The organism is Pseudomonas sp. 2hn (assembly GCF_019646095.1).
In the GTDB taxonomy this organism is placed as follows: Bacteria; Pseudomonadota; Gammaproteobacteria; order Pseudomonadales; family Pseudomonadaceae; genus Aquipseudomonas; species Aquipseudomonas peradeniyensis.
The window spans coordinates 3,362,904-3,374,212 of sequence record NZ_CP081016.1 but is presented as its reverse complement, the minus strand read 5'-3'; the positions used below and the strand labels follow the sequence as shown (position 1 = coordinate 3,374,212).

Annotated in this window: 13 protein-coding genes; 5 read left to right on the top strand and 8 right to left on the bottom strand. The window is 68.1% G+C overall.

Going from position 1 to position 11,309, the window contains the following annotated elements; translation table 11 throughout:
* Positions 1 to 5 precede the first annotated feature (5 nt).
* The 3 genes from mexE to K2O50_RS15175 form a co-directional block, all read right to left on the bottom strand.
* Positions 6 to 1,247: a multidrug efflux RND transporter periplasmic adaptor subunit MexE gene (gene mexE / locus K2O50_RS15185; protein ID WP_050705838.1), complete on the bottom strand. Its 1,242-nt coding sequence runs from the start codon at positions 1,245 to 1,247 to the stop codon at positions 6 to 8.
* Positions 1,248 to 1,545: 298 nt separating this feature from the next.
* Positions 1,546 to 2,139, bottom strand: coding sequence for a DUF4157 domain-containing protein (locus tag K2O50_RS15180; protein WP_050705837.1), 594 nt, complete (start codon positions 2,137 to 2,139; stop codon positions 1,546 to 1,548).
* Positions 2,126 to 2,689, bottom strand: a complete 564-nt coding sequence (locus tag K2O50_RS15175) for a TetR/AcrR family transcriptional regulator (protein WP_050705836.1) — start codon at positions 2,687 to 2,689, stop codon at positions 2,126 to 2,128. The genes K2O50_RS15180 and K2O50_RS15175 overlap by 14 nt, the downstream gene beginning before the upstream one ends.
* A gap of 89 nt (positions 2,690 to 2,778) precedes the next feature.
* Between K2O50_RS15175 and K2O50_RS15170 the strand changes: the two genes are divergently transcribed.
* Together K2O50_RS15170 and K2O50_RS15165 are read left to right on the top strand one after the other, a co-directional pair.
* Positions 2,779 to 3,510, top strand: a complete 732-nt coding sequence (locus K2O50_RS15170) for an SDR family oxidoreductase (RefSeq protein WP_050705835.1) — start codon at positions 2,779 to 2,781, stop codon at positions 3,508 to 3,510.
* Positions 3,511 to 3,537: 27 nt separating this feature from the next.
* Positions 3,538 to 4,137, top strand: a complete 600-nt coding sequence (locus K2O50_RS15165; RefSeq protein WP_050705834.1) for a 2-hydroxychromene-2-carboxylate isomerase — start codon at positions 3,538 to 3,540, stop codon at positions 4,135 to 4,137.
* A 133-nt stretch (positions 4,138 to 4,270) separates the two neighbouring features.
* Here the strand turns inward: K2O50_RS15165 and K2O50_RS15160 are convergent, their stop codons facing one another.
* The 5 genes from K2O50_RS15160 to K2O50_RS15140 all read right to left on the bottom strand — a co-directional run bounded on the left by K2O50_RS15160 (position 4,271) and on the right by K2O50_RS15140 (position 8,072).
* Complete coding sequence (locus K2O50_RS15160; protein WP_050705833.1) at positions 4,271 to 4,579, bottom strand: hypothetical protein; 309 nt, start codon at positions 4,577 to 4,579, stop codon at positions 4,271 to 4,273.
* Positions 4,580 to 4,586: 7 nt separating this feature from the next.
* A complete protein-coding gene (locus tag K2O50_RS15155) occupies positions 4,587 to 5,132 on the bottom strand; it encodes a cupin domain-containing protein (RefSeq protein ID WP_050705832.1) in 546 nt (181 codons plus the stop codon).
* 79 nt (positions 5,133 to 5,211) lie between these two features.
* Positions 5,212 to 6,417, bottom strand: a complete 1,206-nt coding sequence (locus K2O50_RS15150) for an MFS transporter (protein ID WP_050705831.1) — start codon at positions 6,415 to 6,417, stop codon at positions 5,212 to 5,214.
* 78 nt (positions 6,418 to 6,495) lie between these two features.
* Entirely contained in the window at positions 6,496 to 7,029 is a 534-nt protein-coding gene (locus K2O50_RS15145) for a cytochrome b (protein WP_050705871.1), read from the bottom strand.
* Positions 7,026 to 8,072: a catalase family peroxidase gene (locus K2O50_RS15140; protein WP_220689822.1), complete on the bottom strand. Its 1,047-nt coding sequence runs from the start codon at positions 8,070 to 8,072 to the stop codon at positions 7,026 to 7,028. Before K2O50_RS15140 ends, K2O50_RS15145 begins: the two co-directional genes overlap by 4 nt.
* A gap of 133 nt (positions 8,073 to 8,205) precedes the next feature.
* On the opposite strand from K2O50_RS15140, the gene K2O50_RS15135 reads away from it, so the two are divergent.
* From K2O50_RS15135 to ilvA, 3 genes are all read left to right on the top strand, one after another.
* Positions 8,206 to 8,724, top strand: a complete 519-nt coding sequence (locus tag K2O50_RS15135; protein WP_050705505.1) for a sigma-70 family RNA polymerase sigma factor — start codon at positions 8,206 to 8,208, stop codon at positions 8,722 to 8,724.
* Complete coding sequence (locus tag K2O50_RS15130) at positions 8,721 to 9,473, top strand: anti-sigma factor (RefSeq protein WP_050705506.1); 753 nt, start codon at positions 8,721 to 8,723, stop codon at positions 9,471 to 9,473. Before K2O50_RS15135 ends, K2O50_RS15130 begins: the two co-directional genes overlap by 4 nt.
* Positions 9,474 to 9,729: 256 nt before the next feature.
* Positions 9,730 to 11,292 (top strand): threonine ammonia-lyase, biosynthetic, encoded by a 1,563-nt coding sequence (ilvA, locus tag K2O50_RS15125; RefSeq protein ID WP_050705507.1) that lies wholly within the window; start codon positions 9,730 to 9,732, stop codon positions 11,290 to 11,292.
* Positions 11,293 to 11,309: the final 17 nt, after the last annotated feature.

Below are 11,309 nucleotides of genomic sequence, written 5' to 3'. Positions count from 1 at the left end.
GTCCCTTAACCGCGCGGCGCTTGGGCGCTGGCGACTTTGACATTGGCGCCGGCAACCTTCGGCGCCGGGTTGCTGGCTTCGAGGGCCTGGCGCTGCTGGGCGAGGGCGGCGAGGGTCTGTTCGCTGGCCATCTGGGTTTCCTCAGGCGTGACCGGCGAGCCTGGGCGCACACGCTGCAGGCCCTTGACCACGATGCGGTCGTCCTTGCCCAGGCCGCTGCGCACGATGCGCAGGCCTTCGAGCTTGGGTCCCAGTTCCACGGCGCGGTAGGCAGCCTTGTTGTCCTTGTCCATGACCAGCACGAACTTCTTGCCAAGGTCGGTGCCGACCGCTTCGTCGTTGATCAGCACGGCGTCGTACTGGGCGCTGCCGACCAGCTTCAGGCGTGCATACAGGCCGGGGGTGAACTGGCCGTCGCGGTTGTCGAACACGGCGCGGCCACGGATGGTGCCGGTGCGCGGGTTGACCTGGTTGTCGACGAAGTTCATCTGGCCCAGGTGCGGGTTGCCGGTCTCGTTGGTCAGGCCCAGGTACACCGGGGTGCTCTGGCCGCGCTGGCCGTCGCGGGCGAGCTGGCTGTACTTGAGGTACACGCGCTCGTCGGCGTCGAAGTAGGCGTAGACCTTGTCGGTGGAGACCACGCTGGTCAGCGGGGTGACATCGGCGCTGACGATGTTGCCGGCGGTGAACTGGGCGCGGCTGACGCGGCCGCTGATCGGCGCGGTGACGCGGGTGAAGCTCAGGTTCAGGCGGGCCAGGTCGAGCTGGGCCTGGATCGCGTCGACCCCGGCGCGGGCCTCGGCGGCGGCGCTGGTGCGCGACTCCGCCAGTTCCGCGGAGATGGCGTTGCTGTCGCGCAGGCGTTCGCCACGGCGGGCTTCGTTGGCGCTGCGGATGGCGGTGGCCTTGGCTTGTTGCAACTGGGCTTCGAGGCGGCGCACTTCAGCCTGGAACGGGCGCGGGTCGATCTGGAACAGCAGGTCGCCTTTCTTGACCTGGGCGCCTTCGGTGAAGGCCACCTGGTCGATCTGGCCAGACACCCGTGGACGCACTTCGACGGTTTCCGGCGCTTCGAGGCGGCCGGTGAACTCGTCCCATTCGTTGATCGGCTGTTCGATCACCTTGGCTACGCTGACCTTGGGCGCGGCGGGAGCCTGCACGGCGTCGGGGGTGCGACCGCAAGCGCTGAGCACCACCACTGCCAGGGCAGCGAGGGGAAAGCGCAAGGGTTTGAGTGAGTGATCCATGGAGAACTCCGCCAATGTATTAGTAGTGGGCGGAGTGTGAGTGTCTTGCGCGTGGCGCACGAATCAAACGGAGCGAAGGTTATTATCACGCGCAATGATAGGACGGGTGCGGTCATCGATCCGGACGCATGATTTCAAGGCAGTATCATTCCCTGTAGGAGCGGCCTTGCCGAGGCGTCGGACCGGTCGGAAAGGGCTGCGCAGCAGCCCCAGGATTTCAGCGTTGACGCATAAATCGCCGGGGCTGCTCTGCAGCCCTTTCGCGGCACAAGGCCGCTCCTACAGGGGGGCGATGTAATCAGCGTGGGCCGCCGGATGCCTTTTCGCGCAACGCCTTGGCCACCTGCGCCTCGATCTCGTAGGCCGGCCCCTCCAGCGCCTGGTAATCCCGGGTATAGCGCCGGGCGAATTCCTCCACCCCCAGTTCCTGGTACTGCTGCACATGCTTGAGCTCATGGGCCCACAGCGCCACGTTGTCCTCGGCATCGGCGCTGCGGCGGAAGATGATGGTGTCGATCAGGGTCACCGCGTTGACATCCGGGTTCTGCAGCAATGCATTGGCGGCGCTGATCTGCTGTTCATCGCCCACCCGGTAGCGCGCCGCGTCGAGCACGGCGAAGTCGTACCAGGGCTCGAGCTGGGCGCGGATATGCAAGGGGATCGGCTGGCTGCCGTTGGCAGTGGCCTCGTCGCGAGCCTGGCGCAGGGCGAACACCAGGCTGCCGGTGGCCATGCGCTCGACATCCTGCAGCACCTGGCCACCCTGGTTGGGGTCGATGGGCGCGCAGAAACACACCACCAGACACACTTGGTATTGCCCGGTCGGACAACGTTCCTGGGCGAAGGCGGGCAGGGCCAGCAGCAGTCCGAGCAGGGTACTAGCGAGCCTCATCGAAGACCCGTCCGACCATTTTACGGCTGGCGTCCAGCACCTGCGCCTGCACTGGCTCGCTGGCCAGCATACGGCCCACCACCAGCGCGCCGACGCACTGGCTGAGCAGGGCCCAGGCCAGCTCGGGGTCGTCGAGGGTCTCGCTCCAGGCCTGGTGCAGCTCCACCAGCCAGTGCTCGGCCTGTTCGCGCACCGGTCGCTCGGCGCGGGCGATCTCCACGCCCAATGGCGGCAGCGGGCAGCCGCCTTCGGCATTGTGCAGATGGGCCAGGCTCAGGTACTGCTCGAGCAGGCGCCTGAGCCGGGGGCGATCGGCGCCACGCTCGACCAGGCGCGCCAACGGGCTGTTGGCCAGTTCGCGGCGGACGATCTCGCTGAACAGGTCGTCCTTGGACGGGAAATGGTTGTAGAAGGCGCCGCCGGTCAGGCCGATGGCCTTCATCAATCCGGCTACGCCAGTGGCGGCGAAACCCCCGCGCTTGGCCAGGGCGCCGCTGCTGGCCAGCAGCTTCTCGCGGGTCTGCTGCTTGTGGTCGGTGCTGTAGCGCATGCGCGGAACCTCTTGGCGCGGGCTTGACGATCAGCTGATCGTAGCATAGCGTTCGTTTACTAAGCGATCATTCATCAATGGAGCGATCCATGGCAGAACAACAAAAGGTCGTGCTGGTGATCGGCGCGGGCGACGCCACCGGTGGCGAGATCGCCAAGCGTTTCGCCCGCGAGGGGTATGTCGCCTGTGTCACCCGGCGCCAGGCGGACAAGCTGCAGCCGTTGCTCGACGAGATACGCGCCGCGGGCGGTCAGGCTCATGGCTTCGGGTCGGATGCGCGCAAGGAAGAGGAGGTGGCCGAGCTGGTCGAGACCATCGAGCGCGATATCGGCCCGATCGACGCCTTTGTCTTCAATATCGGCGCCAATGTCCCGTGCAGCATCCTCGAGGAAACCCCGCGCAAGTACTTCAAGATCTGGGAAATGGCCTGCTTCGCCGGCTTTCTCACCGCCCAGGCGGTCGCCCGGCGCATGGTGACCCGCGAGCGCGGCACCATTCTCTTTACCGGCGCCACTGCCGGCACCCGCGGCGCGGCCGGTTTCGCCGCCTTCGCCGGGGCCAAGCACGGCCTGCGCGCCCTGGCCCAGAGCATGGCGCGCGAGCTTGGGCCACAGAACATCCATGTCGGCCATGTGGTGGTCGACGGCGCCATCGACACCGCGTTCATCCGCGACAGCTTCCCCGAACGCTATGCGCTCAAGGACCAGGACGGCATCCTCGATCCTGCGCACATCGCCGACAGCTACTGGTTCCTGCACGCCCAGCCACGGGATGCCTGGACCTTCGAACTTGACCTGCGCCCGTGGATGGAGCGCTGGTAAGTCCCACCCTCATACAAGGAACGAATCATGAGCAAGACCGTCGAGTTCTTCCTGGACCTGGGCAGCCCGGCCACTTACCTGGCCTCGACCCAGCTGCCCGCCCTGTGCGCGCGTCACGGGGCGCGGTTGGTGTACAAGCCGATCCTGTTGGGCGGGGTGTTCCAGGCCACCGGCAACGCCTCGCCGGTCATGGTGCCGGCCAAGGGGCGCTATATGCGCATCGACCTCAAGCGCTATGCCGATCGCTATGGGGTGCCCCTGACCCTGCCGCCAGGGTTTCCAATCAATACCCTGAACCTGATGCGCGGGCTGATCGGCGTTCAGTTGTTTGCCGAAGCGCGGTTCGAGGCGCTGTTGAAGGTGCTGTTCGAAGGGCTGTTCGTGCACGGGCGCAATCTGGGAGACCCTGCGGTATTGGGTGAGACCCTGGCCGCGGGTGGTTTCGAGGCCGAGATGTTCCAAGAGCTGGCCACGCGGCCCGAGGTCAAGGACGCCTTGCGCCAAGCCACCGAGGAGGCGGTCGAGCGCGGTGTGTTCGGCGCGCCGACGTTCTTCGTCGACGGGCAGATGTTCTTCGGTCAGGACCGGCTGGATTTCGTCGAGCAGGCCTTAGTCAGGCAGGCTTGACGACCTGGCCATGCCACCCCCTGTAGGAGCGGCCTCGTGCCGCGAAAGGGCCGCGAAGCGGCCCCGGGATTTCAGCGTTAACGCAAAGATCGCCGGGTCCGCTTCGCGGCCCTTTCGCGGCACGAGGCCGCTCCTACAGGGGATTGCACATGGGGCAGGCCAGCAGTCGTTCTATTTGACTGCGTTCCCAGATGCTCAGGTGATCCACCGGATTGGTGCCGTAGCGGTGCCAGTCGTCCAGCGCGCCCCGGCGTCCATCCGGGCTCTGGCAATGGCTGCAGTGGGCCAGGCCTTCGCCGTCCAGCACCAGGGTCAGGCGCCAGCCGTCGATCAGCACCTCGACCTGCCCGCCGGCCAGGCGGGCGATCGTCACCAGCGGCCGCACGCCAAGGGCGGCATCGCGCAGGCACTGGTACGCCTCGCGGCTGGCGACGGTGGTCATGGGCGAATCAGAAGTTCGCCGGGGTGTTGGCGCTGATGATCTCGGCCTCGTCGGGGCCGATATTCTTGAAGGTGTGGGGCAGGGTGGTGGGGATGTAGTAACCATCGCCTGCGTTAAGCACGCTGACCTGGCCATCGACCCACAGCTCCATGGTGCCTCGGGTGACCAGGCCGCATTCCTCGCCTTCGGCGTGGACGATCGGCTCGCCGGAGTCGGCGCCCGGCGCATACAGCTCGCGCAGCATGCGCATCTGTCGGCCTTCGACGCTGGCACCAACCAACAGCATGCGCAGGCCGTTACGGCCCAGGTCGGGCTGCTCGCCGCCACGGAAAACGTAACGTTCCTCGCGTACCGGCTCGTCGAAACTGAAGAACTCCGCCAGGGACATGGGGATCCCTTCGAGCAGTTTCTTGAGGGAACTGACCGAAGGGCTGACCCGGTTCTGCTCGATCTGCGAGATGGTCGAGTTGGTCAGGCCGCTGCGGCGGGCCAGTTCCCGTTGGGAGAGGTTGTTGCGTTCACGCACCAGTTTGAGTCGTGTCCCCGTGTCCATAGCCGCCTTGTTTGCAGAGGTGTCAAAAATAATGGGCGAGGCATTAAAACACACTCTGCAGGCTTGCGCGCTGTGCGTCTCAGTGACGCTGGTCGGCGGCTACCGGCCACAGCCCCACCAGCAACAGCAGGGCACCGACGGCGAGGAACGGCAGGCGCGGGTCGAGGGCATAGACAAGGGTGCCGGCCAGTGGCCCGATCACCGCGCCCATGCCTTGGGCGGCGCCGATCGAGCCGGCCGTGGCGCCCTGTTCGCTGGCGTGCATGGCGTTGGCCGCCAGGGCGGAGAATGCCGGAAAGACAAAGCCCATGCCGAACGCGGCGACGAAGAATGCGCTCCACAGCCAGGGTGCGTGGGTTGCCAGCGCTGCGGCGGCGAAGCCCAGGCCGGAGATGCTGGCGCCGACACGGATCATTTTCGCCGGTGGCCACTCGAGCCTGCGCAGGAACACCTGTGCCAGCATCAGGGCCACGCCCACGCAGGTCAAGGCGATGCCCGCGGCCTGGGCGGCGTCACCGGCCTCCAGGCGCAGGCGGTCGAGGGCGAAGAAGCCGACGGCGATCTGCGACACGGTGATGCTCAGCATGGCGCTGAAGGCCACCAGCAGCGGGCGACGCAGGCGTGGGTCGGACAGGCGCACCGGATTGGGCGCATGGCTTTGCGCCAATGGCTGGGGCTTGAGCTTGAGCAGCAGCACCACGAACGCCGTCGCCGGTAGCAGCGACATCGCATAGAACGGCAGGCTCAGGCTGTAGCGCGACAGCAGCGCGGCCAGTGCCGGGCCGACCACCAGGCCGACGGCATTGGCCGCGCCCAGCGAAGCCATGGCCCGGGCCCGGCGCTGGGGCTCGACATGGTCGGCGATCAGCGCGTTGCCGCCCACCGGCAGCGCGGCGTAGAAGGCGCCGATCAGGCCGCGGGCCAGCATCAGCCCGAAGAACGCCACGCTCGCGCCCGGCAGCCAGCGCAACGCACCGTCGATGAACAGGCACAGCACCCAATAGGCCAGGGTGAAACCGCCACTGCCCAGCAGCAGCACGCGACGCCGGCCATAACGGTCGGCCAGGCGCCCCCAGGGCCGCGCCAACAGCACCCAGACCACGCCGGCCACCGTCACCGCCGCCCCGGCCTGCCAGGTGGCCATCCCCAGCAGGCGGGCGATGGGGCCGATCAGGGCGACGAAGGCCATCATCGCCATGGTGCAGGCCATGTTCACCAGCATCAGTGGACGCAGGTCCAGGGTGCTGGCCGGGGTCAAGGCGGCAGTGTCCTTTGCAACGTTCATGGGGCAGTCCGGGGCAGTTCGACGAAATGAGCGCCAATGTTAGTAATAATTATTTACATGTGTCGACCCCGGCAATGCTCATTCACTGCGGTGCAGCGGGCCTGGCCACATGCTACGCAAGACGCCGTCACGGCGCACCAGGGCATGCACCAACGCCGCGCCCAGGTGCAGCAGCACGGTGGCGAACAGCAGGTAACCCGCCCAGCCGTGGGCCTGGCGCAGCACGGCGTACAGCTGCAGGTCGTGGGGCGCGATGGCGGGCAGTTGCAGGGGGCGTGGATAGCCACCGGCCGAGAGCATGGCCCAGCCGAGCAGCGGCATGGCCAGCATCAGGCCGTACAGCAGCAGGTGCGAGGCGCCGGCGGCCAGCCGTTGCAGGCGCGGCAGGTCGCCGGGCAGCGCCGGGTGTGGCAGGCCCAGGCGCAGGGCGATGCGCAGGATCACCAGCACCAGCAGGGCCAGGCCGGTGGCCTTGTGCAGCTCGACCAGCAGCGGGTGCCGTGGCGACAGGTCGCCGACCATGTTCACGCCGATGAACAGCATGGCCAGGATCAGCGTGGCCATCAGCCAGTGCAGCAGGCGGGCCAGGGGGTGGAAGGCGGCGGGGGTCATGGGCGGGCTCCTTCGCTCAGCGCTTCGTGGCTGCGGCGGTTGAATGACACCGAGTAGGCCGCCGAGCGGGCGGCGAGAATCGGGTCGGCGGACGGTTCGATGCCGTGGGGCAGGATCAGCGGGTCGAAGTTCAGGTCGCGGCAGGCGCCCTGCTCGGGGGCATCGACCTGCTCCAGCACCAAGGTGCCGGCGTCGATGCTGCGGCGTTCGGCGGGCCAGGGACGGGCAGGGTCGTCCACCGGGTCGCCGTGCTCGGCCAGGGTCAGGCGCAGGGTCCAGCGCAGCGGGCCTCGGGCCAGGCGTTGCTGGAGGTCGTGCTGGAGGAACTGCTTGTCATCGACCTGGGCAGGCAGGGCGGCGAACGGTGTCTGCGGCTCCAGGGCCCAGCGCACCGGGTGGGCGTTGCCTTGGGCATCGATCAGGCGAAAAGCATTGATGCTGTTGTAGGCGGTGCTGGCAAAGCTGTTGCTGGGCTTGTAGCTGGCCGCCCACTGGCGAAACGCCGTGCTTTCCGGGTGGCTGGCGAAGAACGCCTGCAGTTTTGCCGGGTCCGGCTTGCCGGTGGCCGGGTCGGGTGCCCCGGCCAGCACCTGCTGGTAGAACCCCTCGGGCGTGCTCACCGCCAGCACCGGCGGGTTGTTCATGCCGGTGCGCCAGACCTGGCCGTCATCGCTGCTCAACTGGATCGCCAGGCTGCGTACCGGTATGGCGGTGTCCGGGGCGAACGGGTTGGCGCCGCCGATGGCGAAGCGACCGATCACCGGCACCCGGGCCTGGCTGAACACGCGGGCGCTGGAGAGCGCCGCAGCCTGCCCGCTCGCCTGGAAGTAACCGCTGACGCACAAGCCCTTGGCATGGTTTTTCCGATAGCCGGGATAATGGCCGGCCTGGGCCTCGAAGGTGTCGATGATGCGCTGCGGGGTCAGCCCTGGCGCGCCGATCCAGCCGGCGGCATAGGCGAAGCCCGCACCGAGGGCGGCGAGGGTGGCGCCGATGGCGGCCAGGCGCAGGGCCTTGGCGGGGCCATGCAGGGGAGTGGTCATGGGGACGCTCCGGTCAGTTGGGTTGAGCCGGTACGACGCAAGGGCGAACGATTTATTCCCGCCGGGGGAATAGATTTCGTGCCGGGCCGTCTGCCCATTACACTGACTGCCCATTGGGGCCCGGAACCCGACCATGCACGATCTGGACGACCAACAATGGCGCGAGCTGCTGCAACGCCTGCGCCGCTTCGCCCTGTGGCTGACCCGCGAGCCCGGCGGTGCCGACGATCTGGTCCAGGCCACGGTCGAACGCGCCCTGAGCCGCCGTGGCCAGCAGCGCCACGCCGAGGGCCTGCGACCCTGGCTGTTCACCATCCTTTACCGGCTGTTCCTCGACGGCAAGCGTCGCGAGCGCCTGCACGCGCGCTGGCTGGCCTGGTTCGGTCGGGGCCAGGCCGAGGAACCGGCCGGCGGCGAGATCGAGAGCATCGTCCTGGCCCAGGCTGACCTGCGTGCCTTTGCCCGGCTGTCGGCCGAGCAGCGCGCCCTGTTGCTGCTGGTCAGCGTCGAAGGCCTGAGCTACAGGGAGGCGGCCGACACCCTCGGCATTCCCATCGGCACGGTGATGTCGCGCCTGTCGCGTGCCCGCGCCGCCCTGCGTGAACTGACCGAGGGCCATCCCACGCCCCCGGCCCTGCGGAGACTCAAATGACACGCCTGATCCCAACCGAGCACGAGTTGCACGCCTACGTCGACGAGCGCCTGGAGCCGGCGCGGCGGGCCGAGGTCGAGGCGTGGCTGGCGGCCAACCCGCAGGAGGCGGCGCGCATCGAGGCCTGGCGCGGCGATGCCCGGCGCCTGCGCGCGGCCCTGGCGGGCTTCGGCGAGCAGCCGAGCGATCCGGCGCTGGACCTGGCGCCCTTGCGCCGTCGCCTGCGCCAGCGCCGGCAATGGCGCCTGGCACAGGCGGCGGTATTGCTGCTGGCCGTGGGCCTGGGCGGCCTGGGCGGCTGGCAGGCGCGCGAGGCAACGCTGTTCGCCGGCATGCTGCCGATGGCCGACGCCGTGGCGGCCCACCGACTGTTCGCCGAGGCGACCTCGCTGGATATCCAGGCCAGCGATCCGGCGCGGCTGCAAGCCTGGCTGGGGCGTCACTTCAACCGTGTCGGCCAGTTGCCGGACCTGTCTGGCTATGGCCTGCAGCCGGTGGGCGCACGCCTGTTGAGCAACGAGGCGGGGCCGGCGGCGCTGCTGGTGTTCCAGGATCGCCAGGGGCAGCGCATCAGCCTGTTCCTGCGTTCGCCCGGCGAGCACTTCGAGCGGATGCCCAGCGGGCAGCGCGTCGATGGGCAGTTGCAGGCGCGTTACTGGTCCCATGGGGACTACAACTTTGCCCTGGTCAGTGCGGTGGATGATGCGCGTGGCGAGTCGGTGCGGCGGGCCTTGGGGGTTAGCTTGTGAGAGGTGTGGCAGGCCCAGCGCGATCCTGATCGCTTGATGTTTGCTGCGTGTTGTGAAAGGTGGCAAGCCCTTGACTTCCCCCTCGCTCCCACGCTAGCTTCCCACCCCATGAACCTATTCCCGCAGCGTCGCGCCCTCAGCATTATTACCGCCATTATCAGCTTGGCGGGCTAGCGCACACATGCACTGAACCCGCCCTGGAGGCGGGTTTCTTCTCTCTGACTCCTGGGCACTACAAAAAAACCAGGAGTCATCGATGACCAGCCTCAGCGCCACCCTGCGTACCCCGGCAACGCCCCAGCAACTGCTGTCCGAACAAGTGCGCCGGATTCTCTCGGCCCCGGTGTACGACCTGGCCATCGAAACCCCTTTGCAAGTGGCGCCGGCCCTGTCGGCCAGCCTGGGCAACCAGGTCCTGCTCAAGCGCGAAGACCTGCAACCGACGTTCTCCTTCAAGATCCGCGGCGCCTACACCCGGCTGTCGCGCCTGACCCCCGCCCAGCGCGAGCGCGGCGTCATCACCGCGTCGGCCGGCAACCATGCCCAGGGCGTGGCCCTGGCCGGCTCGCACCTGGGCATCAAGACCACCATCGTCATGCCCACCACCACCCCCTCGCTCAAGGTCGAAGGCGTGCGTTCACGGGGTGGCCATGTGGTGCTGCACGGCGAAAGCTTCCCCCACGCTTTGGCCCATGCCCTGCAACTGGCCGATCGCGACGGCGCGACCTTCGTGCCGCCGTTCGACGACCCCGACGTCATCGCCGGGCAGGGCACCGTGGCCATGGAGATCCTTCGCCAGCACCCCGGCCCGCTGCATGCGATCTTCGTCCCGGTCGGCGGCGGCGGCCTGATCGCCGGCATCGCCGCCTACGTCAAGTACCTGCGCCCCGAGGTCAAGGTGATCGGCGTCGAGCCGGAGGACTCCAACTGCCTGCAGGCCGCCATGGCCGCTGGCGAGCGGGTGATCCTGCCGCAGGTCGGCACCTTCGCCGACGGCGTGGCGGTGGCGCAGATCGGCGCGCACTGCTTCGAGTTGTGCCGCCACTTTGTCGACGAGGTGGTGACGGTCAGCAGTGACGAGCTGTGCGCGGCGATCAAGGACATCTACGACGACACCCGCTCGATCACCGAGCCCTCCGGCGCCCTGGCCGTGGCCGGCATCAAACGCTACGTGGCACGCGAGGGCCTGCAGGGCCAGGCCCTGGTGGCCATCGACTCCGGTGCCAACGTCAACTTCGACCGCCTGCGCCACGTGGCCGAGCGCGCCGAGCTGGGCGAGCAGCGCGAGGCGATCATCGCCGTGACCATCCCCGAGCGCCCTGGCAGCTTCCGCGCCTTCTGCCTGGCCCTGGGCAAGCGCCAGATCACCGAATTCAACTACCGCTACTACCCGGGCAAGGAGGCGCGCCTGTTCGTCGGCGTGCAGACCCACCCCCAGCACGACCCACGGGAGCAACTGCTAACCAGCCTGCACGAGCAGGGCTACCAGGTGCTCGACCTGACCGACAACGAACTGGCCAAGCTGCACGTGCGCCACACCGTCGGCGGCCACGCGGCGCCGGGGGCCGGCGAGCGGGTGCTGCGCTTCGAGTTCCCCGAGCGTCCTGGGGCGCTGCTGGGCTTCCTCGAGCGTCTGGGCAAGCGCTGGAACATCAGCCTGTTCCACTACCGCAACCACGGCGCGGCACAGGCGCGGGTGTTCGCCGGGCTGGAGGTGCCGGACGACGAACTGGCCGGGTTGCCACAGGCGCTGGACGAAATGGGCTATCAGTACTGGGACGAGACGGAGAATCCGGCGTACCGTCTGTTCATGGGGTAAACATGCCGCCACTGGCG

Excerpts from the sequence above, each read along its gene's own strand:
- mexE (WP_050705838.1), bottom strand. The coding sequence starts at position 1,247 with ATGGATCACTCACTCAAACCCTTGCGCTTTCCCCTCGCTGCCCTGGCA.
- K2O50_RS15180 (WP_050705837.1), bottom strand. The coding sequence starts at position 2,139 with ATGAGGCTCGCTAGTACCCTGCTCGGACTGCTGCTGGCCCTGCCCGCC.
- K2O50_RS15175 (WP_050705836.1), bottom strand. The coding sequence starts at position 2,689 with ATGCGCTACAGCACCGACCACAAGCAGCAGACCCGCGAGAAGCTGCTG.
- K2O50_RS15170 (WP_050705835.1), top strand. The coding sequence starts at position 2,779 with ATGGCAGAACAACAAAAGGTCGTGCTGGTGATCGGCGCGGGCGACGCC.
- K2O50_RS15165 (WP_050705834.1), top strand. The coding sequence starts at position 3,538 with ATGAGCAAGACCGTCGAGTTCTTCCTGGACCTGGGCAGCCCGGCCACT.
- K2O50_RS15160 (WP_050705833.1), bottom strand. The coding sequence starts at position 4,579 with ATGACCACCGTCGCCAGCCGCGAGGCGTACCAGTGCCTGCGCGATGCC.
- K2O50_RS15155 (WP_050705832.1), bottom strand. The coding sequence starts at position 5,132 with ATGGACACGGGGACACGACTCAAACTGGTGCGTGAACGCAACAACCTC.
- K2O50_RS15150 (WP_050705831.1), bottom strand. The coding sequence starts at position 6,417 with ATGAACGTTGCAAAGGACACTGCCGCCTTGACCCCGGCCAGCACCCTG.
- K2O50_RS15145 (WP_050705871.1), bottom strand. The coding sequence starts at position 7,029 with ATGACCCCCGCCGCCTTCCACCCCCTGGCCCGCCTGCTGCACTGGCTG.
- K2O50_RS15140 (WP_220689822.1), bottom strand. The coding sequence starts at position 8,072 with ATGACCACTCCCCTGCATGGCCCCGCCAAGGCCCTGCGCCTGGCCGCC.
- K2O50_RS15135 (WP_050705505.1), top strand. The coding sequence starts at position 8,206 with ATGCACGATCTGGACGACCAACAATGGCGCGAGCTGCTGCAACGCCTG.
- K2O50_RS15130 (WP_050705506.1), top strand. The coding sequence starts at position 8,721 with ATGACACGCCTGATCCCAACCGAGCACGAGTTGCACGCCTACGTCGAC.
- ilvA (WP_050705507.1), top strand. The coding sequence starts at position 9,730 with ATGACCAGCCTCAGCGCCACCCTGCGTACCCCGGCAACGCCCCAGCAA.